Annotated in this window: 36 protein-coding genes and 7 pseudogenes; 14 read left to right on the top strand and 29 right to left on the bottom strand. The window is 62.9% G+C overall.

Annotation, left to right across the window (positions count from 1 at the left end; translation table 11 throughout):
- Positions 1–11 precede the first annotated feature (11 nt).
- The 6 genes and pseudogenes from QNJ43_RS24940 to QNJ43_RS24915 all read left to right on the top strand — a co-directional run bounded on the left by QNJ43_RS24940 (position 12) and on the right by QNJ43_RS24915 (position 5,756).
- Complete coding sequence (locus QNJ43_RS24940) at positions 12–281, top strand: ATP-binding cassette domain-containing protein (protein ID WP_300474383.1); 270 nt, start codon at positions 12–14, stop codon at positions 279–281.
- Positions 229–993 carry an ABC transporter ATP-binding protein gene (locus QNJ43_RS24935; RefSeq protein ID WP_300474381.1) on the top strand — a complete coding sequence of 255 codons (765 nt, stop codon included), beginning with the start codon at positions 229–231 and terminating at the stop codon, positions 991–993. Before QNJ43_RS24940 ends, QNJ43_RS24935 begins: the two co-directional genes overlap by 53 nt.
- 3 nt (positions 994–996) lie before the next feature.
- A pseudogene (locus tag QNJ43_RS24930) lies at positions 997–2,459 on the top strand (ABC transporter substrate-binding protein).
- Between the two features lie 115 nt (positions 2,460–2,574).
- Complete coding sequence (locus tag QNJ43_RS24925) at positions 2,575–3,498, top strand: ABC transporter permease (protein WP_300474524.1); 924 nt, start codon at positions 2,575–2,577, stop codon at positions 3,496–3,498.
- Positions 3,499–3,539: 41 nt separating this feature from the next.
- Positions 3,540–3,965: an ABC transporter permease subunit gene (locus tag QNJ43_RS24920; RefSeq protein ID WP_300474522.1), complete on the top strand. Its 426-nt coding sequence runs from the start codon at positions 3,540–3,542 to the stop codon at positions 3,963–3,965.
- A gap of 35 nt (positions 3,966–4,000) precedes the next feature.
- A pseudogene (locus tag QNJ43_RS24915) lies at positions 4,001–5,756 on the top strand (gamma-glutamyltransferase family protein).
- Positions 5,757–5,797: 41 nt separating this feature from the next.
- On the opposite strand, the gene QNJ43_RS24910 reads toward QNJ43_RS24915, so the two are convergent.
- The 9 genes and pseudogenes from QNJ43_RS24910 to dctP form a co-directional block, all read right to left on the bottom strand.
- The gene (locus QNJ43_RS24910) at positions 5,798–6,103 is read right to left on the bottom strand and encodes a hypothetical protein (RefSeq protein ID WP_300474378.1); all 306 of its coding nucleotides are present in this window, start codon (positions 6,101–6,103) and stop codon (positions 5,798–5,800) included.
- A gap of 3 nt (positions 6,104–6,106) precedes the next feature.
- Positions 6,107–6,268, bottom strand: coding sequence for a hypothetical protein (locus QNJ43_RS24905; RefSeq protein ID WP_300474376.1), 162 nt, complete (start codon positions 6,266–6,268; stop codon positions 6,107–6,109).
- A gap of 25 nt (positions 6,269–6,293) precedes the next feature.
- Complete coding sequence (locus QNJ43_RS24900; protein ID WP_300474373.1) at positions 6,294–6,611, bottom strand: hypothetical protein; 318 nt, start codon at positions 6,609–6,611, stop codon at positions 6,294–6,296.
- Positions 6,493–7,851 (bottom strand): annotated as a pseudogene (locus QNJ43_RS24895) (hydroxymethylglutaryl-CoA reductase). Before QNJ43_RS24895 ends, QNJ43_RS24900 begins: the two are co-directional and overlap by 119 nt.
- A gap of 66 nt (positions 7,852–7,917) precedes the next feature.
- Positions 7,918–8,340, bottom strand: a complete 423-nt coding sequence (locus tag QNJ43_RS24890) for a TRAP transporter large permease subunit (RefSeq protein ID WP_300474371.1) — start codon at positions 8,338–8,340, stop codon at positions 7,918–7,920.
- Entirely contained in the window at positions 8,310–9,062 is a 753-nt protein-coding gene (locus QNJ43_RS24885) for a TRAP transporter large permease subunit (protein WP_300474368.1), read from the bottom strand. Before QNJ43_RS24885 ends, QNJ43_RS24890 begins: the two co-directional genes overlap by 31 nt.
- Positions 9,059–9,478 carry a TRAP transporter small permease gene (locus tag QNJ43_RS24880; protein ID WP_300474367.1) on the bottom strand — a complete coding sequence of 140 codons (420 nt, stop codon included), beginning with the start codon at positions 9,476–9,478 and terminating at the stop codon, positions 9,059–9,061. Before QNJ43_RS24880 ends, QNJ43_RS24885 begins: the two co-directional genes overlap by 4 nt.
- A gap of 107 nt (positions 9,479–9,585) precedes the next feature.
- Positions 9,586–9,765, bottom strand: coding sequence for a hypothetical protein (locus tag QNJ43_RS24875; protein WP_300474364.1), 180 nt, complete (start codon positions 9,763–9,765; stop codon positions 9,586–9,588).
- Positions 9,726–10,592: a TRAP transporter substrate-binding protein DctP gene (gene dctP / locus QNJ43_RS24870; protein WP_300474361.1), complete on the bottom strand. Its 867-nt coding sequence runs from the start codon at positions 10,590–10,592 to the stop codon at positions 9,726–9,728. The genes QNJ43_RS24875 and dctP overlap by 40 nt, the downstream gene beginning before the upstream one ends.
- Before the next feature lie 286 nt (positions 10,593–10,878).
- Between dctP and QNJ43_RS24865 the strand changes: the two genes are divergently transcribed.
- Both QNJ43_RS24865 and QNJ43_RS24860 read left to right on the top strand, forming a co-directional pair.
- Positions 10,879–11,025: a GntR family transcriptional regulator gene (locus tag QNJ43_RS24865; RefSeq protein ID WP_300474358.1), complete on the top strand. Its 147-nt coding sequence runs from the start codon at positions 10,879–10,881 to the stop codon at positions 11,023–11,025.
- The gene (locus QNJ43_RS24860) at positions 11,022–11,210 is read left to right on the top strand and encodes a hypothetical protein (RefSeq protein ID WP_300474355.1); all 189 of its coding nucleotides are present in this window, start codon (positions 11,022–11,024) and stop codon (positions 11,208–11,210) included. The genes QNJ43_RS24865 and QNJ43_RS24860 overlap by 4 nt, the downstream gene beginning before the upstream one ends.
- Positions 11,211–11,364: 154 nt before the next feature.
- Here the strand turns inward: QNJ43_RS24860 and QNJ43_RS24855 are convergent, their stop codons facing one another.
- Positions 11,365–11,598, bottom strand: coding sequence for a hypothetical protein (locus tag QNJ43_RS24855; protein ID WP_300474352.1), 234 nt, complete (start codon positions 11,596–11,598; stop codon positions 11,365–11,367).
- Here QNJ43_RS24855 and QNJ43_RS24850 point away from each other — a divergent pair.
- Positions 11,527–12,249: a PLP-dependent aminotransferase family protein gene (locus QNJ43_RS24850; RefSeq protein WP_346433128.1), complete on the top strand. Its 723-nt coding sequence runs from the start codon at positions 11,527–11,529 to the stop codon at positions 12,247–12,249. The genes QNJ43_RS24855 and QNJ43_RS24850 overlap by 72 nt on opposite strands.
- An 88-nt stretch (positions 12,250–12,337) precedes the next feature.
- Here QNJ43_RS24850 and QNJ43_RS24845 read toward each other — a convergent pair whose 3' ends face one another.
- From QNJ43_RS24845 to QNJ43_RS24815, 7 genes are all read right to left on the bottom strand, one after another.
- Positions 12,338–12,589 carry a hypothetical protein gene (locus tag QNJ43_RS24845; RefSeq protein WP_300474349.1) on the bottom strand — a complete coding sequence of 84 codons (252 nt, stop codon included), beginning with the start codon at positions 12,587–12,589 and terminating at the stop codon, positions 12,338–12,340.
- A 17-nt stretch (positions 12,590–12,606) separates the two neighbouring features.
- Complete coding sequence (locus QNJ43_RS24840; protein WP_300474348.1) at positions 12,607–13,002, bottom strand: alpha/beta fold hydrolase; 396 nt, start codon at positions 13,000–13,002, stop codon at positions 12,607–12,609.
- Between the two features lie 151 nt (positions 13,003–13,153).
- Positions 13,154–13,411, bottom strand: a complete 258-nt coding sequence (locus QNJ43_RS24835; RefSeq protein ID WP_300474347.1) for a hypothetical protein — start codon at positions 13,409–13,411, stop codon at positions 13,154–13,156.
- Positions 13,380–13,874 (bottom strand): hypothetical protein, encoded by a 495-nt coding sequence (locus QNJ43_RS24830; RefSeq protein ID WP_300474344.1) that lies wholly within the window; start codon positions 13,872–13,874, stop codon positions 13,380–13,382. Before QNJ43_RS24830 ends, QNJ43_RS24835 begins: the two co-directional genes overlap by 32 nt.
- A gap of 12 nt (positions 13,875–13,886) precedes the next feature.
- Positions 13,887–14,348, bottom strand: coding sequence for an MFS transporter (locus tag QNJ43_RS24825; RefSeq protein ID WP_300474342.1), 462 nt, complete (start codon positions 14,346–14,348; stop codon positions 13,887–13,889).
- A gap of 60 nt (positions 14,349–14,408) precedes the next feature.
- Positions 14,409–14,858, bottom strand: coding sequence for a PaaI family thioesterase (locus tag QNJ43_RS24820; protein WP_300474340.1), 450 nt, complete (start codon positions 14,856–14,858; stop codon positions 14,409–14,411).
- A complete protein-coding gene (locus QNJ43_RS24815; protein WP_300474337.1) occupies positions 14,855–16,051 on the bottom strand; it encodes an acetyl-CoA C-acyltransferase in 1,197 nt (398 codons plus the stop codon). The genes QNJ43_RS24820 and QNJ43_RS24815 overlap by 4 nt, the downstream gene beginning before the upstream one ends.
- A gap of 105 nt (positions 16,052–16,156) precedes the next feature.
- Between QNJ43_RS24815 and QNJ43_RS24810 the strand changes: the two genes are divergently transcribed.
- Complete coding sequence (locus QNJ43_RS24810; protein ID WP_300474334.1) at positions 16,157–16,501, top strand: TetR/AcrR family transcriptional regulator; 345 nt, start codon at positions 16,157–16,159, stop codon at positions 16,499–16,501.
- Positions 16,502–16,532: 31 nt separating this feature from the next.
- Positions 16,533–16,712, top strand: coding sequence for a hypothetical protein (locus QNJ43_RS24805; RefSeq protein ID WP_300474331.1), 180 nt, complete (start codon positions 16,533–16,535; stop codon positions 16,710–16,712).
- 464 nt (positions 16,713–17,176) lie between these two features.
- On the opposite strand, the gene QNJ43_RS24800 is transcribed toward QNJ43_RS24805, so the two are convergent.
- From QNJ43_RS24800 to QNJ43_RS24775, 6 genes and pseudogenes are all read right to left on the bottom strand, one after another.
- Complete coding sequence (locus QNJ43_RS24800; RefSeq protein ID WP_300474329.1) at positions 17,177–17,563, bottom strand: hypothetical protein; 387 nt, start codon at positions 17,561–17,563, stop codon at positions 17,177–17,179.
- Positions 17,564–17,584: 21 nt separating this feature from the next.
- Positions 17,585–18,096: pseudogene (locus QNJ43_RS24795) on the bottom strand (threonine/serine exporter family protein).
- Between the two features lie 217 nt (positions 18,097–18,313).
- Positions 18,314–18,847, bottom strand: a complete 534-nt coding sequence (locus tag QNJ43_RS24790) for a sulfite exporter TauE/SafE family protein (protein WP_300474327.1) — start codon at positions 18,845–18,847, stop codon at positions 18,314–18,316.
- 676 nt (positions 18,848–19,523) lie between these two features.
- Entirely contained in the window at positions 19,524–20,246 is a 723-nt protein-coding gene (locus tag QNJ43_RS24785; protein ID WP_300474517.1) for a sugar kinase, read from the bottom strand.
- Between the two features lie 17 nt (positions 20,247–20,263).
- Positions 20,264–20,410: pseudogene (locus QNJ43_RS24780) on the bottom strand (PfkB family carbohydrate kinase); the annotation flags it as partial.
- A gap of 59 nt (positions 20,411–20,469) precedes the next feature.
- A pseudogene (locus QNJ43_RS24775) lies at positions 20,470–20,882 on the bottom strand (hypothetical protein).
- Between QNJ43_RS24775 and QNJ43_RS24770 the strand changes: the two are divergent.
- Entirely contained in the window at positions 20,820–20,978 is a 159-nt protein-coding gene (locus tag QNJ43_RS24770; protein ID WP_300474533.1) for a hypothetical protein, read from the top strand. The pseudogene QNJ43_RS24775 and the gene QNJ43_RS24770 sit on opposite strands and share 63 nt — an antisense overlap.
- A 458-nt stretch (positions 20,979–21,436) precedes the next feature.
- Here the strand turns inward: QNJ43_RS24770 and QNJ43_RS24765 are convergent, their stop codons facing one another.
- Positions 21,437–21,583: a hypothetical protein gene (locus QNJ43_RS24765; protein ID WP_300474324.1), complete on the bottom strand. Its 147-nt coding sequence runs from the start codon at positions 21,581–21,583 to the stop codon at positions 21,437–21,439.
- 51 nt (positions 21,584–21,634) lie between these two features.
- The gene (locus QNJ43_RS24760; protein ID WP_300474321.1) at positions 21,635–21,904 is read right to left on the bottom strand and encodes a response regulator; all 270 of its coding nucleotides are present in this window, start codon (positions 21,902–21,904) and stop codon (positions 21,635–21,637) included.
- A 242-nt stretch (positions 21,905–22,146) separates the two neighbouring features.
- On the opposite strand from QNJ43_RS24760, the gene hemA reads away from it, so the two are divergent.
- On the top strand, positions 22,147–23,427 hold the full coding sequence (hemA, locus tag QNJ43_RS24755) for a 5-aminolevulinate synthase (RefSeq protein WP_300474318.1): 1,281 nt from the start codon (positions 22,147–22,149) through the stop codon (positions 23,425–23,427).
- Positions 23,428–23,694: 267 nt separating this feature from the next.
- Here hemA and ccoS read toward each other — a convergent pair.
- The 4 genes and pseudogenes from ccoS to QNJ43_RS24735 all read right to left on the bottom strand — a co-directional run bounded on the left by ccoS (position 23,695) and on the right by QNJ43_RS24735 (position 24,940).
- A pseudogene (gene ccoS, locus QNJ43_RS24750) lies at positions 23,695–23,880 on the bottom strand (cbb3-type cytochrome oxidase assembly protein CcoS).
- A 24-nt stretch (positions 23,881–23,904) separates the two neighbouring features.
- Positions 23,905–24,453: an HAD-IC family P-type ATPase gene (locus QNJ43_RS24745; protein ID WP_300474316.1), complete on the bottom strand. Its 549-nt coding sequence runs from the start codon at positions 24,451–24,453 to the stop codon at positions 23,905–23,907.
- Entirely contained in the window at positions 24,405–24,740 is a 336-nt protein-coding gene (locus QNJ43_RS24740) for a hypothetical protein (RefSeq protein ID WP_300474314.1), read from the bottom strand. The genes QNJ43_RS24745 and QNJ43_RS24740 overlap by 49 nt, the downstream gene beginning before the upstream one ends.
- Before the next feature lie 35 nt (positions 24,741–24,775).
- Positions 24,776–24,940: a hypothetical protein gene (locus QNJ43_RS24735; RefSeq protein ID WP_300474311.1), complete on the bottom strand. Its 165-nt coding sequence runs from the start codon at positions 24,938–24,940 to the stop codon at positions 24,776–24,778.
- A 12-nt stretch (positions 24,941–24,952) separates the two neighbouring features.
- Here QNJ43_RS24735 and QNJ43_RS24730 point away from each other — a divergent pair, with 12 nt between their 5' ends.
- Positions 24,953–25,324, top strand: coding sequence for a radical SAM protein (locus QNJ43_RS24730; RefSeq protein WP_300474309.1), 372 nt, complete (start codon positions 24,953–24,955; stop codon positions 25,322–25,324).
- Positions 25,325–25,343 lie beyond the last annotated feature (19 nt).

Genomic DNA, 25,343 nt, shown 5'->3' with positions numbered 1-25,343 from the left:
GTCAAGCCGGCGTGGGCGAGAGCGGATGCGGGAAATCCACCCTGGCCCGTCTTCTGGTCCGGCTGCTGCAACCGACGGATGGCGCCGTGCTCTATCGCGAGCGCGATATCAGCGACCTGTCGGACAACGAGATGCGCCACCTGCGGCGCGATCTCCAGTTCGTGTTCCAGGATCCGTTTTCCTCGCTCAACCCGCGCATGACGGTGGGTGCCATCATCGAGGGAGCCAATGCGTGTGCACGGGCTAGGCGACAAGACGCAGCGTCGGCACAAGGTAGGTGAGCTTCTCGCCCGCGTCGGGCTCAGGGCCGAATTCGCCGAGCACTATCCGCACGAGTTCTCCGGCGGCCAGCGCCAGCGCATCGGCATCGCGCGGGCTCTGGCTTGCGGCCCGAAAGTGGTGATCGGCGACGAACCGATCTCCGCCCTCGACGTCTCCGCTCAGGCGCAGGTGATCAACCTGCTGGAAGACCTGAAGGAAGAATACGACCTGGCGCTCGTTCTGATCGCGCACGATCTGGCCGTCATCCGCCACATGAGCGACCGGGTCGCGGTCATGTATCTGGGCCAGGTGGTGGAACTGGCGGAGACCAACGCCCTCTACGATACGCCACTGCATTCCTACACCCAGGCCTTGATGCGGGCGATCCCCGTCCCCTCACCGAGTGCCCGTACGATGAACGGCGGGCTGACGGGGGACGTCCCCTCCCCGATCGCACCGCCTTTGGGGTGCCGCTTTCACACGCGCTGTCCCATGGCGGACGCGGTGTGTTCCGAGAAGGAACCCCTTCTCAACTCCGCCGGCAACGGACGTTTCGTGGCTTGCCATCACTGGCAGGCAGAAGCCGGAAACGTCACGCCGCGCGACATCGGAACGGAACGTTCAGCCGCAGCCAAACGCCGTTTCACTCTCTACCGAAACCATAGCCTAGGGCGGAGAACCGCCCAGCCTGCCCCATATTCCACACCCTCACCTGCCACGAAGGAGAGGTAACACATGAATAAGAAGCTACTTGTCGGATTGATGCTCGGCGTGGGCCTATCGATCACGCCGGCACTCGCAGCCGATCTCCGGATCGCTCTGAATTCCGATGCCGACATGCTCGACCCAGATCAGTCGCGCACGTTCGTCGGCCGTATCGTCTATGCCTCGCTGTGCGACAAGTTCATCGACATTACCCCGGAACTGAAGATGATCCCGCAGCTTGCGACTTCGTGGTCGTGGAGCGACGACGGCAAGACGCTGACGATGGAGCTGCGCAAGGGCGTTACCTTCCATGACGGCGAACCCTTCAACGCGGAAGCCGTTGCTTACAACATCAAGCGCTCGATGACGTTGCCGGAATCGAAGCGCAAGTTCGAGTTCACCCCCGTCGAGTCGACCGAAGTGACCGGCGAATACGAGATCAAGTTCCACCTAAAGAACCCCGACGCCACGCTGATGGCGCAGCTCGCCGATCGCGGCGGCATAATGATCTCGCCGAAGGCGGCTGAGGCCAAAGGCACCAATTTCGCGGCCAATCCGGTCTACTCCGACCCGTTCAAGTTCAAGGAACGCGTCGCCCAGGACCGCATCGTTCTGACGAAGTTCGACAAGTACTGGAACGCCGACCAGATCCATTTCGACAGCGTCACCTTACTGCCGATCCTCGATACGACCGTGCGCCTGGCCAACCTGCGCTCGGGCGACATCGACATGCTGGAACGTCTCGCGGCGACCGATATCGCCTCCACCAAGGCCGACAGCAAGCTCAAGGTCGAAGCGGCGACCGGGCCAAGACCCCGTTCGGCCAGAACAAGCTCCTGCGTCAGGCCCTGTCATATTCGATCGACTGTGAAGCCCTGAACCAGGTCGTCTTCGAAGGCGCCTTCCAGCCGGGCAACCAGCAGATCTCGCCCGCGAGCCCCTGGTACAACAAGGACGTCCCCGTCCCGGCCCGTGACGTGGAAAAGGCGAAGACCCTTGTGAAGAAAGCCGGGTTCGACAGCGTCGAGATCGAATATTCGGTCCCCAACAACCCGGTCCAGATGCAGATCGCGCAGGTCGTTCAGTCGATGGCGGCGGAAGCCAACATCCACATCAAGATCGTCTCCAAGGAGTTCGCCAAGCTGCTCGATGACGACAGCTCGGGCAACTACGAGGCACGCCAGATCGGTTGGTCCGGCCGCATCGATCCCGATGGCAACATCCACCAGTTCGTCACCTGCGGCGCCGGGATGAACGATGCCGGGTACTGCAATCCGGAGATCGACAAGCTGCTGAACGCCGCGCGCTCGGCCCCCGACGATGCGGCCCGCAAGGCGCTCTACGACAAGGCGACCAAGATCCTCGATGACGATCTGCCGCTGATCTACTTCTACCATGTGAAGTGGATCTGGGCGCTGTCGAACAAGATCGAGGGCTTCGTGCCCTACCCGGACGGGATGATCCGCCTGGAGAAGGTCAAGTTCGCCGACTGATCCCCCGATCGATACGCATTACGTCCGGGGCGCCGCCGAGGTGTCCCGGACCGCTTTTCCCCGAAGGTTCGCGGAACCAGCCATGCTGTCCTATATCGCCTGACGCCTCGCCGTCATCATCTCAACGCAGATCCTCGTCTCGATCTTCATCTTCACCTTGCAAAAGTTGCAAAAGATCCTGCCGGGAGACCCCGCGCTCGCACTTGCGGGCGAGGAACGCGATGCGGTATCGTTGGCTTTCATCCGCGAAAAATACTACCTCAACGATCCGATCTATCTGCAGTACATCAACTGGGCCGGATCGGCCCTGAAGGGCGATCTCGGCATTTCGCTGCGCACCAACGAGCCGGTGACGCAGCTGATCGGCGAGAAGCTGCCCGTCACGATCCAGCTTGCCATCATGGCAATGATCATCGCGTTCCTGGTCGGCGTTCCAGCAGGCGTGTTGTCGGCGGTCAAGAAGGGCACGGTTATCGACTACCTCGCCAATATCGTGACCCTATCCGGGCTATCGATACCGAATTTCTGGCTCGGCATCATGCTCATCCTGCTGGTCTCCGTGAACCTGGGCTGGCTACCGGCCTCGGGCTACGAGTCCATCTTCAAAGACCCGGTACGATCGTTACAGACGATGATCATGCCCGCCTTCGTGCTGGGCACATCGCTCGCCGCAACACTGATGCGACATACCCGCTCCGCCATGCTAGGCGTACTGAAGGCCGACTATGTGCGCACCGCCCGCTCGAAAGGCGTGTCCAAGCACTCGGTCATCATCAAGCACGCCTTCCGAAACGCCCTTCTGCCGATCGTGACGCTGAGCGCAGTGCTGTTCGGGCAGTTGCTGGCGGGCGCCGTGCTCACCGAGCAGATCTTAACCATTCCCGGCTTCAGCAAGCTGATCGTCGATGCCGTCTTCACCCGCGACTATGCCGTCGTGCAAGGCGTCGTGCTGTGCACCGCCATCGGCTTTCTCGGCATGAACCTGATCGCCGACATCGCCTACTTCCTGCTCAATCCGCGCATGAGGAGCATGCTGTGAGTGCCGCCTTCGATACGGTCGACACAGCCGAAACAGAGGTCCTGCCGCCTCGTTCGGGCAGCCGCGCCTGGAAAAAGCTGAAGCGGAACCGCAGTGTGCTGGTCGGTCTGGTGCTGGTCGTCTTCTTCATCATCATTGCGCTGGCCGCGCCGTTGCTGCCTGTGCCGGATCCGGCGGCGACAAGCTGGAGCGCGGTACGCAAGGCACCGTCGGCCTCGCATTTCCTGGTGCAGGCAACGCTGACGCTTGCCACCGCGATCATCGCGGAGGCGAGCCTGTCCTTCCTGGGCCTCGGCCAGCAGCCGATCTCACCCAGCTGGGGCTCCACTCTCAACGTCGCCAAGAACTTCCTAACCCAGGCGCCGTGGATGGCGTGGTGGCCGGGGGCCGCGATCTTCCTCGTCGTGCTCGGCTTCAACCTGCTCGGCGACAGTCTGCGCGACGCGCTTGATCCGCGCGAAAGCTGATCACACCGCAAAACAACAATAATCAGGGAGTCACCATGTCGTTTTTCACAATGAAACCAGAGATTCAGGGGACGTTCGGCGTCGTCACCTCGACGCACTGGATTGCATCCGACGTCGGCATGCGGATGCTTGAACTGGGAGGCAACGCCTTCGATGCGGCGATCGCGGCCGGTCTGGTTCTGCAGGTGGTCGAGCCGCATCTGAACGATCCGGTCGGCGATCTGCCGATGGTCCTCCACAATGCCAAGACCGGCAAGACGGAGGTGATCTGCGGTCAGGGCCCGGCACCGGCCGGCGCCACCATCGAGCACTATCGCGGCGAGGACCTGTCGCTCATTCCCGGCGACGGATTTCTGGCAACCGTCATTCCCGGCTCGTTCGATGCGTGGATGCTGATGCTGCGCGATTACGGCTCGCTGCCGCTGCGCACGGTGATGGAACCGGCAATCTATTATGCTGAGGCTGGTCACCCGATCTTATCGCGCGTCACGGCCACGATCGCCGGGCTGGCGGATTTCTTCCGCGACGAATGGCCAATCTCCCATGCGACCTGGCTTCCCGGCGGCAAGGTGCCCGAAGCCCGTTCCCTGTTCCACAATCCCGTTCTAGCGCAGACCTGGACGCGGTTCCTCGCTGAGGCGGAAACTCGGCAGGGCCGCGAGGCGCAGATCGAGGGCGCACGCTACTGCTTCTATCGCGGCTTCATCGCCGAGAGCATCGTCGCCTTCCTGAAGGATGCCGAGGTTCGCGACGGCAGCGGCGAGAAGCACAAGGGTGTTCTGAGCGTCGAGACGCCGCTGGCCTACGATTATCACGACTGGACCATCACCAAGATCGGTCCCTGGGGTCAGGGCCCGGTGCTGTTGCAATCACTGGCGCTCTTGAAGGGCTTCGATATCGGCAAGCTCGATCCGACGGGGTCGGATTTCGTGCATGTGGTCACGGAAGCGATGAAGTTCGCCTATGCGGACCGCGAAGCCTATTACGGCGATCCCGCCTTCATCGAAGTGCCGATGGAGCATCTGCTGTAGGATGCCTACAACGACGAGTGTCGCAAGCGGATCGGGGAGAAGGCCTCCTTTGATCTCGTGCCGGGAACGGTTCCCGGCTTCGAGGCGCAAGTGAAAGAGATGATGGCCGTCAGACAAGGCGGGCGTCTCGCCGACCGGCGTCTACGAGCCGACCATGGCGCATCCGTCGGAAAAGCGCGGCGACACGGTGCATATCAACGTCATCGACCGCTGGGGCAACATGGTCGCGGCAACGCCCTCGGGCGGCTGGCTGCAATCTTCGCCGGTCATTCCCGATCTCGGCTTCTGCCTCAATTCGCGCGCGCAGATGTTCTGGCTTGAAGAGGGCCTGCCGGGTTCGCTGATGCCGGGCAAGCGGCTGCGCACGACGCTGACCCCGTCCATCGCCTTTCACGAGGGACGCCCGACGCTGGCTTTCGGCACGCCGGGCGGCAACCAGCAGGACCAGTGGCAGCTCTCGCTGTTCCTGCGGCTTGCCCATCACGGACTCAACCTGCAGGAGGCGATCGACCTGCCACTCTTCCACACGACCCACTTCCCCGGTTCGTTCTATCCGCGCCAGCGCCAGCCCGGTCATCTGATGATCGAGAAGACCATCGACGAGGAAACGCTCGCCGCCCTGCGCGCCCGCGGCCACGAGGTGGAAACGGCACCGAAATGGTCGATCGGCAGACTGACGGCCACCAAACGCGAACCGGACGACCTGCTGAAGGCAGGCGCCACGCCACGCCTGATGCAGGCCTACGCCATCGGGCGCTGAGCTGGTAGGCACCGGTGTGAAGGACGCGCACTCCTCTCCGCTCACGGGAGAGGAGCAGTCGGCAACGATTCGACGTGTAGCCCATCCTTCGAGACGGCGCTTGGCTCGAAAAACACGGCTGACCGCGCAATGCCGATTTCATCTCGGCAATAGGCGGCCGCATCGAGCAAGACGTTGAGGTCGATCCCGATCTCGACCCCCTCGCCATGCAGCAGATAGACAATGTCCTCGCTTGCGACATTGCCGGTCGCACCAGGGGCAAACGGACACCCGCCGAGATCGCCGACGGCCGCGTCCACCGTACGGATGCCGAGCCGCACCGCCTCACGGACATTCGCCACGCCCATGCCTTATGTGTCGTGGAAATGCGCGGCCAGAGCCTCCATCGGCACAACGGCTGCCACGACCTCGATGAAGGCTGCGATCCGACGCGGCGTCGCCCGGCCGAGCGTTTCACAGAGCAAGATCTCACCGCATCCCATGTCCATCAGGGCGCGCGCGACAGGCGCCACGGCTTGCGGAGCGACCTCGCCAGAATTAGGGGCAATCGGTGATCGTCGAAATATAGCCGCGCACCGCGATATCGGCCGCGCGGGCCCCTGCAACGATGGGTGCAAAACGCTCCAGCGAGGCAGTGACCGTACAACCGATGTTCTTTTCCGCAAAGGCATCGCTTGCGGCGGTGAAGACGGCGACGGACGACGCCCCGGCGTCGATCGCCTGATCGAGACCGCGCTCATTGGCGACCAGCACCATGTCGCCGGGTTGCTCGCGCGAGCCGACGGCCGCCATCACGGTCGCGGTGTCGGCCATGCTCGGCACGCGGGTCGACGAGACGAAGGCGCCCACCTCCATCCGCTTGACGCCCGCCTTGCGCAGACCTTCCACCAGACCGATGCGGGCCTCCGTCTCGATCGGCCGCGACCAGACCTAGAGGCCGTCGCGCGGGCCGACTTCGACGAGGGTGACGGAGCTCGTTACGCCTGCTCCTGATGCGTGCGAGGATCTCTTCGGCCAGATCCTGACGAACCTTGCCGAGCGCCTTCAACTCGTTCGCCACCGTATCGATCTCATCGCCCACGGCACCGACCATCAGGGCAACGTTCTGGGCGTGCAGCGCCATATGGCACTTCTGGATACCAGTCAGCGCAAGCGCCCGCATGGCGCCGAAATTCTGCGCAAGGCCCACCGCAACGATGACACGGGCGAGAGCATCGGCCGTCTCCACGCCAAGGATCTGCAGATTGGCCTGTGCGGTCGGGTGGATCTTGGTCGCCCCGCCGATCAGGCCCACGGCCATCGACATTTCCAGGATGCCGACGAGATTGCCGTCACTGTCGGCCTTCCAGCGCGACATGGAGCGATACCGGCCGTCACGCGCCGCAAATGCATGAACGCCCACCTCGATGGCGCGGGTGTCGTTGCCTGTTGCCGGCACCACAGCCGAGACGCCGTTCATGATGCCCTTGTTGTGGGTGGCGGCGCGGTAGGGGTCGGCATCGGCGAAGTGATAGGCCGACAGCATGTTGTCGCGCACTTCCTCTCCGCCGATCTCTTCGACCGGCCACACGGCGCGAGCGCGCACCACGCGCCGGTCGGCCAGATTGGTGAGGATGCGCAAAAGGGTGCGCGCACCGGTCCATTCGCTGAGCTTCGAGGCCAAAGCCTCGGCCATGGAATTGACCGCATTGGCGCCCATGGCATTGCGCGTATCGACGATGATGTGGACGATGCTCATCGGACCTTACTTGACCAGCATCGGGTCGGAGGCGCCGAGCAATTGAATCTGAGCCGCCATCACCGGGCCGGAGGTGGAGGTGACAAACCCGCCGGCGGAGCGGCAACGCTTGGCGGAATTGCACACCGCGGCGGTGACGGAGAACTCTTTGGTGGCCATCGGCACCAGAACCTCCCGGCCGTCGACGACCATGTTGGTGGCGACGCCCACGGGGATAGACATAGTGGAGATGGCGTTTTCGACCAGCCGGTCGGCCAGTTCGATTTGGCCCTCGCCTGCTGCCGCCAGCGTTTCCACGGCGGCATTGCCGAGACCGGCCTGACAGGTCACGGCGGCGAGGCGCTCGGCCGGGGTCATCTTGTGAAGGCCTTCGATACGGGATGATCGCGCGTCGCTCATCGTGTGTCCTGCTTTCTTGGAGAGTTAGTTGATCATGGAGTGGGGCAGCCAGAGCACCAGCTCCGGGAAGGCGGCGCAGATCAGAATTCCCAGCGCCTGAAGAAGGATGAAGGGAATGATCGCGCGGTAGACAGTGCCCATACCGATACCGGGCGGCAGCACGCCCTTCATGTAGAAGAGCGTGTAGTCGAAGGGCGGGGAGATGTAGGCCATCTGCGCGGAAACGAGGAACAGGATGCCGATCTCGTCCAGGAACATGCCGAGGAAGAACAGGATCGCCAGCATCACCGCCAGCACGACCCAACGGTTTGCATCGAGATTTTCGATGAAGCCGAGCAAGAAATCCGCCCCGCCGGTGCCGGTGAAGACCGCCACGAAGGCGCGCGCGCCGATGGTGATCCAAAGGATCATCGTCGTCACCTTGACGACGTCGAGCGCGACGCCCACGGCTGCGGCTTCCATCGGCGTTGCGACCCCCATGTAGATGGCGCCGAGCACACCGAAGATGATGAGGAACGGCAAACCAGCGACTTCAGCGAAGCGATCCGCATGGCCCAGGTGATCGTCACGTCGTCCATTGAGCGTGGGGCGATCGACGGGTTCAACGCAGAACGCAGCACGATGTAGCCGATATAGAGCAAGGCGAGCAGCAGGCCGGGCACGACGCCTGCGATGAACATCTGCCCGATGGAGGCCTGGGCGGTGACTGCGTAGACGATGGTGATGACGGAGGGCGGAATGAGAATGCCGAGCGTGCCGCCCGCGCAGATCGTACCGATGGCGAGTTCCGGCTGATAGCCGCGCTTCAGCATCGAGGGCAACGCGAGCAGTCCCATGGCGGCGATGATCGTACAGATCGCGATGGTGCCGACCGCCAGGCCGCCGGGCAAACGCCGCGACCACAGTTCCATTGCCTTGTAGAAACTTTCGATCACGCCTGCGCACTGCAGGATGCTGACCATCATCACGTAGAGCGGGATCGCCAGCAGCGATTCCGAATGCATCGTGTCGAAGAGGTTGAGCACCGTAACGGTGAGCGCCGCCGGGCCCCAAAGAGTGATGGTGAAGAGCAGAGCCAGCGCACCCAGTGTGAAGGCAAGCGGCACGCCGGTCAGAAGCAGACCGACGAGGCTCACGAACATGATGACGAGAACGAGTTCGGAGCTCATAGGCCGGCCTCCGCATCGGAAGGCTTGCGCACGGCTTCGACGGCCTCAACCAGGGCCTGCGCCAACAGCATGACGAAGGCGAATGGCACGATGAATTTCATCCACCAGATCGGCGGGTTCCAGGCGGAAAAGCTCGTCTCGCCGAGCGCGTAGGCGTTGACCGCCAAGGGCCAGCTCACCTTGGCGAAGACGCCTGCAAAGACCGCGATGACGAGGAAGGAGAACACCTCAAGCACCTTACGCGCCACCCCGCGCGCCGCCTCGCTCAGCGTGTCGACGGCTACGTGACCGCGCAGGTGCAGAAGGTAGGGTCCGGCCAGCATGAAATGCGGCACAAAGACGAACGTGCTTACCTCCATTGCCCAGACCGTCGGCGCATCGAAGACGTAGCGCGCCACGACCTCGTAAAGCAGCATGGGAACGGGCCGGAAAGGCGTGTGGGGACACGCAGATGACGCGAAGGTCGTGCCCCCCCCAGGTCAGGCAGAGAGGCGGGCACGACGTCCGGTCTCGGGAGGAGCCTTTAGAGCAGTCCCAGGGACTGCATGAAGGCGACTTGACTGTCGAGGATCTTGCCCGCCAGGGCATCGTCCTTGGTCGCCTTCTTCCAGGAATTGACCGCCTTCTTGCGGTTTGCGGAGACATCTGCCGGATCGAGACGGATCACCTCGACGTCGGCTTCCGCGTACTTGCCGAGAACCACGGTGTTCTGCACCAGAATGTGCTGGCGCAGCGATCCGGAAATCTCGCGCGCGGCAACCGCGAGCGCGGCCTTGTAGGCATCCGGCAGGGCGTCATAGGCCGCCGATTGGCGACGTAGCTCGTCGCGGTGGTCGGCTGGTGGACGCCCGGCAGGATGATGTACTTGGCGACTTCGGCAAGGCCCGCCTCGTAGTTGGCGGTCAGGTCGCCGCGGTCGGCGAAGTCGATCAGGCCTTTTTCCAGGCTCGTATAGACTTCCGCCGTCGCCATCGGCGTGACGGAAACCCCGAGATCGCCCATCACGGCGGAGGCGAGGCCGACGAAGCGACCCTTCTTGCCCGCCATGTCTGCGATACTTTCCATCTTCACCGTCGAATGGATCGACTCTTCGCCGTAGACAGTCGGCGCGATGTAGAAGAGGCCAGCCTTGGCATAGGCCTCGCGCGCCATGTCCAGTCCGCCCAGCTCATAGAACCAGGCCTCGTACTGATCGGACTCGGGGAATCCGAAGAGGATGGTCGATGTGAAGGCAAAGGCCGAGATCTTGCCTGCCTCGTAGCCGTCGAAGGTCTTCATCATCTGGAATGCGCCGGAGCGCACGGCATCGAACGCCTGGTTCGCCGGAACGATCTGTCCGGCGGAAAAAAGCTTGATCTCAAAATTGCCTTCAGTGAATTCGGCGACGCGGGCGACGAATTTCTTCTCAAACTCGTACGGTGTCGTCCCGCCGTCCCACAGCGCCTGCATGCGCCATTCAACCTTGTCCGCGGCTTTCGCGACGGCAGGCATGGCCAGCGCGGCTACGCCGCCCATCGCCGAAGCAGTCATAAATCGGCGTCGATCCAGGTTCGCCATGTAAATCCTCCCAAAACAGCTCAGCATGCACAGTGCGTTTGTCGTTTGACGCAAAATGTCATAAAAACTATTGGAAAAATCAAGGGATATTTTAAGGTGTTTTTCGTAGTATTTTCCCAGAATAATAGGTGGGACAATTATAATAAACACGACGAATAAAAGGGACACTCGCTCACAAGCCCAAAAGAAAGAGGCTGGCAAGGCTCCCCAGGAGGCAGGCACTGGACAGATCACGCGTGCGGGATGGATCGTCGATCATATGAGCGGGCTTCTGTTCGCCGGGGCCTACAAGCCGGGAGACCGGTTGCCTTCGGTGCACCAGGCGGCACGCGAGCACGACGTCTCCAAAAACACGATGGCGGAGACCTACGACCGGCTGGTCGCGCAAGGCCTGCTGGAGACGTGATCGAGATCGGGCTACTTACCGTCGCCCAGTTCCAGATCCGGCGCCCCGCCGAACCCGCGCCGCACGTGATATCCGCGATGGATGCCGTCTCGCTCCTGCCCAAGCAGCTCGACCCTCACTACGAGCTGCGTCCGGGCGATGGGCGTCCCCCTTCCCTTTGGACGGAAGGCTCCGAACTCAAATGATATTTCTCCAATTTCAAGACCGAAGACGGCGCTGGGGTGGAATTCGGGTACGTTAGCAGCTAGGGTTATGGGCCGCTTCGCGAGCGGTTGCGAATCGTGCTGCTGGAACGCTTCATTGCGGTGGAGCCGGACAGCCTGCTGCTGACCCACGGGGTCAATCACGGTATGGACCCTGATCATCCGGCATCTGATCGAACCGGGTGACACGGTCTTCGTCGATGGTCCCGGCTACTACCCGCTCTTTGCGAAGCTGGCGCTCGCCAAGGCGCGGATGGTCGGTATCCGGCGCGGACCGGACGGGCCGGATCTGTAGGATCTGACCGCCAAACTCGCCCAGCAACGCCCCCAGAACCGGCCGAAGATCTTTTTCATCCAGTTGCTTGCCCACAACCCGGCCGGCAGCACATTGTCGCCCGCCATCGCCTTCGGCCTGATACGGCTTGCCGAACGCTGGGGCTTTCTGATCGTGGAAAACGACGCTCTCGCCGATATCGTCCCTCCGACATTGCCGCGCCTTGCCGCCCTCGATCAGCTCAACCGCGTCCTCTATGTCGGCACCTTCTCCAAGACCCTGTCGGCAAGCCTGCGCTGCGGCTATGTGTCCGGACCGCCGGCGCTGATCTCGTCGCTGTCGAACCTGAAGATGCTGACGATGGTGGCAAGCTCCGACTATGTGGAGCGCTTCGTCTTCAATCTCATTCAGGGCGGACAATATCTGCGCCACCTGCGGCGATTGAAGACGCGGGTGGAGGATGCGCACAATGCCTCGAAAGCGGGGTTGGAAGCCGCCGGGCTTACCGTACACTCGACGGTGACGCCGGGCTTCTATCTTTGGGCGGAATTTCCGGGCAAGCGCGACGAGCTGGACATCTGCCATGCTGCGGCCGAACGCGGCATATTTCTCGCTCCCGGTCAGGTCTTCACACCGAACCGAAAGGCCCATGGCCCGGCCGCCATCCGGATCAACGTGGCCTACGGCACCGGTCCGCGGTTTCTCGATTTCGTGCGCGAGGTCGTCGGGACGTCACCCGAGAGGTGACGAAGGACGATCGGGCGCGGATCGGGTGTGTGGCCATCCTTCGAGAGCCAGCCCCCTCAGCCTCCGATCCAGTCGCGAAGCGCCGCTGTCAGCCTGTCCGGCGCATCTTGCTGGACGAAATGGCCGACGCCCGGCCAGGGGCGGATGGTGGATCCGCTTTCACCCAATGCCACAGGTCGTTCAGCCCGGCCGGTAGCGCATAGGGATCCTCAAGGCCATGAACAACCAGCGTCGGTGCCTTGACCGGGGGCGGCACATCTTCGCTCACCCTGTAGGGAGGTGCCAGAAAGCAGGCCCGATAGTAGTTGAGCATCGCGTTTGCATCGGACAGTTCCATCATCGCCCGTCCGTGACGCTTCAGGAACGCCTTATCCCGGATCCAGGCCGACAGCCTTGCGAAATCGAGCCCCTTGTGGGCCTCCAGCTGCTGGGACATGCGGACATAGGCGCTGCCTCCGCCTGTGCGGGATTGGTCGCCAGTTCGCGCGCGATCGCCCAGGGATGAGGCATGTTCACGATGCCGAGGCGCGAGACCCGGTCCGGCGCATCCATCGCCGTGTGCCAGGCGACGAACCCGCCCCAGTTGTGGCCGATGACAGTAGCCTCTTCGGTACCGCAACCCTCGATGATCGCCAGCACGTCGGAAACGAGCGCTTCGGGCGCATAGGCTTCCAACTCCTCGGGCCGGTCGCTCAGATTGTAGCCTCTGAGATCGGGGGCAACGCACCGGTGGGTGGTCGAGAGGGCTTCCATCTGGCGCCACCAGGTCAGTCAGTGATCGAGAAAGCCGTGCAGAAAGACGATGAGGGGACCTTCGCCGAGAGCGGCATAATAATGAAGGCGGACAGTTCCGTTTTGTGCATGGTCATGGGTAACTTTCCCTTCGAATGAGGAAAGTTCTGTCTCAAGGTCGAAGGCGGGCATGATCAGACTTCCTTAAGCGGCACGAGGCGGGAACGGGAGAGCGCCAGAAACAGCGCAAGCGCGATGCCGGGAAGGTCATCGTCAGTCCGCTGGCGGGAGCCGAGGCCAGGCCCCAGCGGGCAAAGGCCGCCGCACCGATGACGATGCCGAGCCCCTGGCCGAGATAGATCATCGAGCCGTTGAGCAAGAAGGCGAAGGTCGCCGCACTACCCGCCAGTTCTACCAAACGCGACTGCACCAAGGTGCCTGTGGCTGATTGCGCGGCGGGCACCGAGGGAGACGCTTGCGACCATCGCCGTAATGCTGAGCGCGGTCATAGCACCTGCCGCCAAGGACGAGACCAGAATGCCGAGCGAGACGAGCAGCAGCACAAAAGGAACGATGAGCGCAAAGCGCACTTGATGGGTCACGAGTGCCGCCCCCAGCCGAACACCGAGGAGACTGCTCAACCCGACCAGGAACTGCATGGCGGCGATGCCGGAGCCGGTAAAGCCGGTTGTCGCGCGGATGATCGGGCCGATCAGGCCAACGAGCGCGAAAAGCGCGGTGGAGGCGATCAATGTCACGCCGAGATGGGCGAAAACGGCCGCACCGAAGCATGTCGAGGCTTGCCCGCCCACCGCTTGCGCGTCCCTTTCCGGCGCGCCGACGAAGATCGCGACCAGAAGAACGGCGGCCAGACAGATGACGGCGGTTGCCACGAAGCTTGCCTGTCAGCCGAAGGCGTTGCCGGTGACGGAGCCGCGCGGCATGCCGACGATCAAAGCCATCGGAATTCCGGCATAGACGGTGGAAACGGCCTTTGCCCGCTCAACTGCCGCGAGCCCCGTGGCAGCGAGCGTCGTGGCCAACGGAAAGGCCAGCGCACCGATGCCACCCGCCAGCAGGCGCAGGACAAAAAGGCTGTTGAAGTCGGGCGCCAGCGCGGAAGCCCCATTGAGCAGCGTGAGCAGAACAAGAACGCCGAGAAGCAGCGTGCGTGGCGGCAACCCACGCGTGAAATGCGCCAGCAAGGGTCCGCAAAGCGCGCAGGCGATGGCGAAGACGGATTGCAGCGTCGCAACGGCCGCAACGGTGACGCCGAGCACATCAGCCATCGGGCCGAGCACGCCGGAGAAGACGAAGGCGCCGGTGGTGAAGGCAAACGGACAGAATAGAAGGGCGATGAGCTTCATCCCGCGCCTCCCGCCTGCCGGATGAAACAGGTGGAGATTCCGGTTGCTAGAAGCCGTCCCTCAAGGTCGAAGACCTGTCCGGTGGCGGTGGGCCTTGCCGCGGCTTTGCACCTCTGCACGGCAGCGCACCTGGCCGGTATCGACCAGAACGGGACGGATGAATTTCACCTCCGTTCCCAGCGATACGAAGCTTTCGCCTCGCGCCAGCGTAGTCTGGACGGCGCAACCCAGGGAGGAATCGATAAGCGCCATCGTCCAGCCGCCGTGGATCAGCCCCATCGGATTCAGATAGCGCGGGTCGGGATCGCCGAGGAAGGTGATGCTGCCTTCCTCCACTTCGGAGATCCATTGGTGCATAGTTCCGGCAATGGGTGGTGCGGGAAGACGCTTGCCGACAAAGGCCTGCAGCAATTCCAGCCCGGTCAGGGCGCCCACCTCACGCGGATCTGCGAGACCGTATTCGAGCGCCGACATGGGCACAGCTTCGGGCCTATCGAGGGTATCGGTCATTGGGGTACCTCCAGTGCGATTGCCGTTGCCTCGCCGCCGCCGATGCAAAGGCAGGCGACGCCGCGGCGCTCGCCTCGGGCGCGCAGGGCATGGATGAGCGTGACGATGATGCGGGCGCCGGTTGCGCCTATCGGGTGACCGAGCGCACAGGCTCCACCGTTGACGTTCAGCCGTTCGCGGGGAATGCCGAGCTCAGCGGCGGCGGCCATTGCGACGACGGCGAAGGCCTCGTTGATCTCGAAGAGATCGACCGTCTCCACCGGCCAGCCCACGGTCTCAAGCAGCTTGGAAATGGCGGGGATCGGCGCGGTTGTGAACCAGGCGGGGGCTTGGGAATGGGTGGTATGGCCCAGGATGCGGGCCAGCACCGGCAGGCCGTCGGCCCGCGCCGTGCTTTCAGTCGTCAGCACCAGAGCCGCAGCGCCGTCGGCATTGGCGGACGAACTGGCCGCCGTGATCGTGCCGCCTTCGCCGAAGGCGCTGCGCAGGCTCGGGATCTTTTCCGGCGAGATCTGTTCGGGCCGCTCGTCGCGCGGCACGATCACCTCGCCCTCGCGCGTGCGCACCGTGACCGGCGTGCATTCGGCATCGAACGTGCCGGGGGAGACGGCAACGCGGGCGCGTTCCAGCGTCTCGATTGCATAAGCATCCTGATCGGCGCGGGTGAAGCCATAGCGTGCCGCCGTCGCCTCGCCGAAAGCCCCCATCGGACGGCCGCGCTCATAAGCGTCTTCCAGACCGTCAAGCATCATGTGATCAAGGACCTCAGCCGTTCCGGCCTTGTGACCGGAGCGCATGTCGGGCAGCAGAAACGGCGCGCGGGACATAGATTCCATGCCGCCTGCCATGACGATGCGAGCACTGCCCGAACGGATCAGATCGTGGCCCAGCATGACCGCCTTCATGCCGGACCCGCAGACCTTGTTGATGGTCGTCGCGCCGACGCTGTCGGGCAGATCGGCGGCTCGCGCGGCCTGTCGGGCGGGCGCTTGACCGAGTCCGGCCGGCAGAACGCAGCCCATCAGAACCTCCGAGACCCGATCGCCAGTCAGTCCGGCATCGCCAAGCGCGGCGCGGATTGCGGCTGCGCCGAGTTCCGGCGTCGGCACGCCCGATAGCGCGCCCATGAACGCGCCGAGCGGCGTTCGTCGCGCCGCCGCAATGACGACGGGATCAGCTTCGTTTGTCGGCATTTCGCCCTCCTCCTTCGAAATCGGCGTTAGATTATGATCGTAATCTTTATTGTCAATAATAAGATTACGATCATAATTCAAACCAGATCACAGGAGGGTCACGCCATGAGGAAGAGCCGGCAGGGAGCCGCCGAAAACCGGGAAAAGGTCGTCACGACCGCGAGCAAGATGTTTCGCGAAGAGGGCTATGACGGCGTCGGCATCGCGGCGCTGATGAAGGTCGCCGGGCTGACGAACGGGGCCTTCTACAAGCAGTTCGACAGCAAGGAAGCGCTGATCGCGGAGGCCACCGGGCACGCTCTGGAAGAGAACGTGCGGGCCTGGGAAAAGGTGCTGGAAACCGCGGAAGACGACCCGATCGACGCGGTGGTATCTTTCGGACCGGCACGTCAAGCGGCGCGACATCGGTTGCACCTACGCATCGCTTGCCGGAGAGGCGCCGCGCCATGAGGGAGAGCTTCGCAAGGCCTTCGATCAGGGCATGCGCTGGGCGGTGGAGATGATCGCCGAAGCCTCGGCGAAATCGACGGGTTCGACGCCGGATGACGCGGCCGCGATCCGCTATCTCAGCCGTCTTGTCGGAGCGCTGACATTGGCGCGGACGGCTCACGATTCGGAGCTGTCGGAGCAAATTCTGGAGGCCAACCGCGAACTGGAGTGAGCGACTATCGGCGACACAGATCGCAGATAAGCTATTGGAATAGATAGATTTTATCGGCCTTTTCGCAGGCTTTTTGAACGTTCGAAAAGCGTTCAAATCGAAATGGCAGGATTTCGCCGTTTCCGTTTTGAACGTGCAGTGAAATTTCGTGACATTTCGAAAGCCGCGACGACGGCGTTGCCGCGAGCTGCGTCGTACCGGTGAGCACCGATTGTCCCAGCCCGACAGAACACTGTCGGGTGACTTAATTACCCCCTTGGCGGCGGAGATCCTTTCGGGAAATTCCGGCCGGCGGAAGAGCGAGGTGACGATGGTCAATCCCGCCCCGATGGCGCCGATGGTGAAGACCACGCGCAGGCCGCTCTGAACCACGATGAACATGAGCGCCTCCACGTTGGAGGGTTCGACATGGGAGGTCAGCGTGAAGAGGCCGAAGATCCATTGCGCGGCGGCGCTGCCGGGGATCATCGGGATGCAGCCAGCGACCGCGAGCGCCTTGCCAGCCTGACAGATGTTGGTCGGCATAAGGCCGACGATCTCGACCACCGGCGCCACGGAAATCGCGGCCGCAAACGATGCAGCTTCAAGCGTCCAGTCCAGCCCGCTTCCAGCCCGATCGAGCGGACGGCCAGCGCAACGACGCCCGCCGCCCCGGCGCAGACGAGATTGCCGTAGCCGAAATTGAACAGCACGCCGAACCCGGCCGCCGCTATGGCGCCGTAGATCGTCTGGTGCAAAACACCGTATTTGACCGCATGGACCACGATATCGGTGTTGCCCAGCAACAGCCGCATGGAGCCGACGCCGACAGTGATGAACACCAGCACCATCGCCACGGACACCCCGCGCACGCTACCAAGCGTCTGGAAACATTACATGATATCGATCTGCAAATTGATCGCAGGCACGCCGGGCACCAGCATCAGGACGGCCGCGCTCATGGCGATGGCGACCGTGGTGCTACCGACTTCCGGCGCGATCAGCCCCGCCAGCGCGAAGGCCGCGAAGGACACGGCCGCGGTCATGACGAAGCTGTTGACCTGATAGTGGCGCAGGCGATACCGGCGGCAAAGCAGACGAACAGCGGATGGAAGCGCGGGGTCTCCTTGGCGGTGTCCCTGAGGGCCTTGACCGTCTCTTCGCAGTTCATGTCGCCCTTGCTGACCTTCACGCAAAGTTCGCGCAGCTTGTGATTGAGCCGCATGTTCACGCCGTGATCGCCGACGCCCAGCATGCGGGTGATGGTCCGCTCCGGAGAGCCAACGGTCAGCTCGATGGAGGCGAAACCGACACGGATCTCGACCCGGTCCGCGCCCAAGTCATGCGCAATCATGGACATGCCCTGACGCACGATCGAGATCTTCGCCCCCGTGGACAGAAGCATTTGCCCGGCCTCCAGGGCAGCCAGCGCGATCGGCTCCAGTCTCAACTTTTCAGACCCCGCCGGGTCACGATCCTGCGAGGTCGGCATCGTAAAACCTTCGATACTGCATCCAGTTGCAGCTAACCCACGTGAGGGTCGCACCATATTGCGCAACTAAGCCATGTCGAAGTGGGCGAACTACATAGGAGCATGGCTCCGCATTCGCCGTCCAACTGCGTCACAACGGACAAAAAAGGCGGAAACCGCTGGGTCGGATAAAACCGCCGATTACCAGCTTGAGAGCTAGAATGGCATTCAGGTAGGTGATCGAGATGAGCGCGGAGATGCCCGAGGCCCCTTGCAGGATACCGGCGGGACCGGCGATCACCGTGCCGGGCCCCTCCCCCAGTTGCCAGTGCGGCTGCAGTAGGCGGAAGGCGATATAGATCAGCACCACCACGCCGACGCCGATCTGCAGGTTTTCGGCCAACAGTTCCGCCAGCGCCCAGGTTCCCGCGGCCACGCCTATGACGCCGCCGGCCAGAAAGAGCTTCAGAAACGGCCTACTGGGCAGAAAGCTGCGGTAATGCCAGATCTGCCAGAGGTTGGTCATCAGGTTCGGGATCAGCAGGATGATCACCGCGGTCTTGACGTCGAAGAATATGGCCAGCGCGGGCACCGCGATCACTGGCGTGCCCAACCCCGTGGTGTCCTTCAGCAAGCCACCGACAGCCAGACACAGGAAGATGATGAAGATTTCTGTCATAAGCATGAACAGACCTTCGAAAAGTCGCCGGAAAGCCGGGACCTGGCGTCAGGAGAAGGAGAGACGCGGGCAGGTCCGGCGTCACGATGCGGGATGCGTCACGATGCGGGATTGTGAGAAGTACAGACTACCTTTGCGCGATGCAAGAGCGGGCCAACATTGCGGCGGGTGCGGGGTGTGCGACGGTCGGGAGGGGAAAGGTGGCGTTCGTAGCCTATCCTTCGAGACGCGCTCTGAAGAGCGCTCCTCAGTGTCTGGCCCATAAGTGGTATTGGGCTGCCCGCAATACCCTCCACTCGTCATCCCGGCCTCCGAGCCGGGATCCATTCCGTGATCTATCGGCAGGGAATGCGGTTGGATTATTCTCAAATATCAATATCTTACTGAGATGAAACCTCACGGTATGGATTACCGGTCGGAGCCGGCAATGACGAAAGAAATGTGGCTGAAATAACCCGATACCGTTTTCGGGCCGGATACTCAGGATAACGTTGTGCGTGTCGCTACTTTCTCATGAAACCATGACTTGCGGACGTGTCAGTGGCCGTCCCGAAGGGCGGAAGCCGTCTTGCCCCGGCTGTCATGCCCGCGCAGGGCGTGGAGTACAGGAAGAAGAACACAACGCAAAAGCCGGGAATGCCAGTATCCGGAGAAGCCCCGCCTACAAACGGCGCCCGCAATCCTACGCCAGCATCGCCATAGTCTCGGCGCGGTGCGGGATGGGAGCGATGGCGCCGAAGCCCGCGATAGTGGCGGCGGCGACGGCTGCGGCGCGGCGACCGGCCTCGAAGGGGTCGCCCGTTTCAAGCCAGTAGGCCAGGAAGCCTCCGGCGAAGGCATCGCCGGCACCGGTCGAGTCGACAGCCTCAACCGGCACCGGCGCGATAACGCGACGCTCCTCGCGCGCCGCGATCAAAGCGCCCTCGCCTCCACATTTCAACGCGACAATGCGCGCACCCAGATCCAGATAGAAATCGACGATTTCGTCCGGCCTCTCCCGTCCCGTCAAAAGCCGGGCGTAGTCGAGACTGGGAAAGGCGATATCGACCTGCTGCATCGCGGCGTGGATCGTTGCGCGCGCCTGATCGAGCAGCCACAGTTTGAGACGCAGATTGGTGTCGTAGCTGACCGCCACTCCGGCCTCGCGCGCAACAGCGATGGCGGCCAGAACCGTGTCGCGCGCTGTTTCGCTGATCGCGTGGAAGATGGCCGAGACATGCAGAACGCGGGCCTCCGCAATATAGCGGCGCGGCAGGGATCTGGTCTCAAATCGGGCGGCGGCAGCCCCTTCGCGATAGTAGGTGAAGTGATGCTCGCTTTCGTGAGGATGGACGAAATAGAGCCCTGTCGCGGGGCCTTGGGATCGTCGATCACATGGGAGCTGTCGATCCCCTCTTGCGCCCAGACATCTCGGATCCGGGTTCCGAAGGCGTCAGTGCCGAGCGCACCGATCATGCCGGTCGAGGCTCCCTGACGTGCGGCCGCGATCGCGGTGTTGGAGACATCGCCGCCGATATCGGGGCGGTAGACCTCCCCCAGATCGGCAGAAGTCGCGCACACGAACTCCATCATCGCCTCGCCGAGGCAGACGATATCGGCCGTTGCGGCCTCGGCGGAGGGGATGGATGTCACGAAACGGCGTCCAGCGCCTGACGGGCGGCGGCGCGCGCGGCTTCAGCGTCACCTGCGGAAAGCGCCTTCTCGTCCACCAACTTGCCGCCCATGCCGACGCAGATCGCACCTGCATCGAGATAGCTCTGGGCGTTGTCGGCGGAAATGCCGCCGGTCGGCATCACGGCGATATCAGGATAGACGGAACGGATCGCCTTGACGAAGCCCGGGCCGCCGAGCTGGGCGGCAGGGAAGAGCTTCACGCCGGAGCCTCCCATCTCGTGCGCCTCCAGCACTTCGCTGGGGGTCGCGGCCCCGAGGAAGAAGGGCAGATCCATATCGCGCGCCACATCGGCGACACGAGGAATTGCGCACCGGCCTCGGCCATGCGGCGGGCCTGTTCTCCGGAAAGAACCGTGCCCACCCCGATGACGATCCGCTCATCCTTGGCAAAGCACGCGATGACGGCTTCGACCAGGCATTCGACCGCGAATTCCGCGCTTTTGCGAGCCGTGGGCCGTGGTGAGCATGACCGGAACGATACGGGCGCGGACGAAATCGTCGAGTTGGAGCGGCATGCTCGTGTCCCCTTCAAAAGGTGTGCATTGTCGGTGTAACGCCTACCGCCTTTGATTTGAAGGGAAGGAGCTGTACGCCGTCCTTCCGATGCCGGGCATCCTGAGGAAATTTGCGAAGAACGGGAAGAAATGCGGCCACGGTCTCAGGGGGGGGAGAGGACCGAAAGCCGCCAGTCAAAGAGCGATGTTGTTATTGCGTCGAGTGTACCGACGTGGTTCACCCTAGCATCGTTGCCGGAGTTGCCGGAGCGAAAAGATCGTGAGGACCACGCACATATTGGCACGCACGTAGCAATCCGCACGCCTTCGGACACAGAGCCCCAAAGGCAGGGAATCGATTCCGGCGATTTCGTCGGATTTTCGTCTTGCAAGTGCTTCCGCAGAACGGGTGCGACAAAATATTACGCTAGGGAATTCGACCGCCATCCACGGCGGCGGTGTCCTGCCAGATCTTCTGACGATTGCGGATTTCGCGCGGCGCCGGTCCGAAATAGCTGGGCGCCGGTCCGAAATAGCTGGGCGTCTTGACGAAATCGTGCAGGTGCAGGATCACCGCGGAAACACGCTGGTAGAGCGCCTTGGCCGAGATCGGTTTCGACAGGAGTTAATGGATACCGAGACGGCGCGCCTCTATGATGCGGCTGTGCTCGGTATGACCGGCGACCATGATAATGGGTATATAGGCAAAGGGATTTTGCGGAGTGCGGATCATGCGCACCATATCCGCCCCGTCCAGGATGGGCATAACCCAGTCCAGAATCAGGATATCGGGATTGGCACGTTCCATTGCCTCCAAACCGGAGGCGCCATCTTCCACCTCGACAATCCTTCTTGCGCCGAAACCTTGCAGCATGGTGCGCAAGATCGTACGCATGTAGGCGCTGTCTTCAATCAGCAGGAAGGTGAAGTGAAGCCAGGTCGAGACTCACCGCATAGATCCTCCGTACCAGACGTCGTTGTCACATAAAAAGGTGAACGGAGCGTTAGGCGTGTTTCATTGGTGCGTACAACATCGATCCGTGCAACACCGAAACGGACCTAACGCGACAAACTGACATTCGACATCTCCGGCGAACCGCGATAGGTTCACCTTAGAATGAATAAAAGGACGGACGAATGGACTATCAGGCCATTTTCGAGACCGCCGTCGATGCGTTGCGCGACGAGAAGCGCTATCGGGTCTTCGCCGATCTGGAACGTATCGCAGGGAGATTTCCGCGTGCCCTCTGGCGCGCGGAAAACGGCCTTGAGCGCGAGATCACCGTTTGGTGTTCGAATGACTATCTCGGGATGGGGCAACACCCCGAGGTTCTTGAAGCGCTGAAGATGACCGCAGACCGCATGGGCGCGGGTGCGGGCGGAACGCGCAACATTTCCGGCACCAACCATCCGCTGGTGCTTCTGGAAGAGGAACTCGCCGGACTTCACGGCAAGGAAGCCGCGCTGGTGTTCACTTCCGGCTTCGTCTCCAACGAGGCCGCTATCTCGACCATCGCCAAGCTTCTGCCGGACTGCCTGATCCTGTCCGACCAGCTCAACCACGCCTCGATGATCGCGGGCGTGAAGAACTCCGGCATGCACAAGCAGGTCTGGCGGCACAACGATCTGGAGCGTCTGGAAGAGTTGCTCAAGAACGCCGGCAACGAGCGGGCCAAGCTGATCGTGTTCGAGTCGGTCTACTCCATGGACGGCGACATCGCCCCCATCGAGAAGACCTGCGATCTCGCCGACAAGTACAACGCGATGACCTATATCGACGAGGTTCACGCGGTGGGCATGTATGGCGAGCACGGAGCAGGCATCGCCGAGCGTGACGGCGTGATGGATCGCATCGACGTCATCGAAGGAACGCTTGCCAAGGCGTTCGGCGTGATGGGCGGCTACATTGCCGGCTCCACGGCGCTGGTGGATGCGGTGCGTTCCTATGCACCGGGCTTCATCTTCACCACCGCCATTCCGCCGGGACTGGCGGCGGCGGCCGCCACCTCGATCCGTCATCTGAAGGCATCCGGCGTGGAGCGCGAGGCGCAGCAGCGCCAGGCACAGCGCACCAAGGACGTGCTGAGGGCCGCCGGTCTGCCGGTGATGCCATCGGAGACGCATATCGTGCCGGTGCTGGTGGGCGATCCGGAGAAGTGCAAGAAGGCGAGCGACATCCTGCTGGCCGATCACGGCATCTACATCCAGCCGATCAACTACCCGACCGTGCCGCGCGGCACCGAGCGTCTTCGCATCACGCCGACGCCGTTCCACAACGATGCGCTGATCGACCACCTGCGCGACGCGCTGGCCGATGTGTGGGAGCGTCTGGGACTGCCAAAGGGCTCCGCCTCGCAGGATGCGACCGCACGAGCTGAAACGCTCGACCAGAACATCTTCACCGCCTCCGGCGGCTGACACGACTTCACGAGTTGAAGTGGGAGAAGGAAAGGGTTCGCGCTCCGGCGCGGGCCCTTTTTGTTTGGTCGGGCGTGAGATGCTGGGGGAAGTTGGCGGTGTGAATTGGTGCGGATGCCGATCCTTCGAGACGGGCCTATCGGCCCTCCTCAGGATGACCTTGAACAAGGTGATGGGGACATCAGGACCACCCCACGATAACGTCATCCTGAGGAGGCCGCGTCAGCGGCCGTCTCGAAGGATCGGCATCCGCACCGAACCGCTGACCTACCCGGCCTCCTCATGCGGCTTCTCCGGCCGCCGGTCGGTGGGAAGGTCATCACCGGACAGGCCCCGCCACTTGGCGCCTTCCAGGTCGTCGTACTGGCCGCTTTTCAGCGATCACAAGAAGCCGACGAGGCCGAGGCCGCCGAGGAAGAGCGCGATCGGGATGAGATAGATCAGGACGTCCATGACACCATTACCTAACCGACCCTCTCACCACGTCAATCGTCTCACGTAAAACGCAACCGCAGGGAGTTGCCCGTCACAATGATGGAGGAGGCCGACATGGCAAGGGCGGCAAGCAGCGGCGTGACGAAGCCAGCGACCGCGAAGGGCACCGCGATGCAGTTGTAGGCCGCCGCCAGCACCAGATTCTGCCGCATGGCCGTGCGCGCGGTGCGCCGTCGTCAAAGCGGACGGCACGGCGGCGAGGCTTTCGCCAAGGAACACCGCATCGGCCGCCGCCTGGCTCAGGTGAACGGCGGAGACCGGCGACATGGAGACATGGGCTGCGGCCAGCGCGGGTGCATCGTTCAGCCCGTCGCCGACCATCAGCATGGTGCGCCCCTCGCCCTTCAGGGCTCCGAGCCGGGTGATCTTGCCACGCGGATCGAGGTGGGTGGCATAGTCGGCAACCCCCAATTCGTTTGCGACCATGGCAACGGCCGCCTCGTGATCGCCGGAGAGGATCTCGATCCTGAGGCCGCGCGCCTTCAGATCGGCGATGACCTCAACCGCATCAGGGCGCAAAGCCTGACGCACGGCGAAGAGCAGGGCTCGGCTCCCTCGCGCGCCAGGACGATCAGCGAGGCATCGGGGTGACGCTCTAGAGCAGATGCCGCCAGATCCGGCGCAACCTCGCAGAATTTCGGGCTATCGAGACGCCATTCGACGCCGCCGACCGTTGCCTTGACACCGGAGCCCGCCGCTTCGCGGGCCCCTGCAACGGGTTCCGTCGCTCCGCTGGCCCGCGCACAAGGGCGGCTGCCAGCGGATGACGGTTTGCGAGCGCCAGACGGGCCCGCCAGCGCCAGAGCTTCCGGATCCACCGCATCGGCGTTGGCGAGGGCTGCGTCGGGGAGCGTCAGCGTGCGGTCTTGTCGAAGACAACCGTATCGACGGCGGCAAAGCGTTCCAGCGCATCGCCAGAATTGAGCAGGATGCCCTTCTTGAACAGCAGACCGCTGGCGACGATCTGAACGGCGGGGATGGCGAGGCCCAGAGCACAGGGGCACGTGATGATCAGCACCGCGAAATGGCGATGACCAGCGAGGATTGCGGCTACAACACCAAGGCGAGCCACAAGGACGCACCGATCGTCGCCTATGGCGAGACGCTCAATGCGGAAATCAAGCTGATCGGCTCGCGGATCGAGGGCCCGCGCCGGGTGCGCCATATCCATTGGGGCAGCGGCACGCCGAACTTGATGCCGCGTCCTTCGTTCCTGAAGCTGGTGGAGACGCTGCGCGACGGCTTCGAGATCGATCCCGATTGCGAACATGCCATTGAGCTCGATCCGCGCACGGTATCGATTGAACTCGCCGAAACGCTGGCCATGGCGGGCGTCACGTACACCAGCCTCGGCGTGCAGAATTTCGACGTGACGGTTCAGGAGGCGATCGGCCGGATCTAGCCCTATGAGACCCTGGTCG

This window comes from Breoghania sp. (assembly GCF_030066895.1).
In the GTDB taxonomy this organism is placed as follows: domain Bacteria; phylum Pseudomonadota; class Alphaproteobacteria; order Rhizobiales; family Stappiaceae; genus Breoghania.
This window is presented reverse-complemented; position numbering and strand designations above follow the sequence as displayed.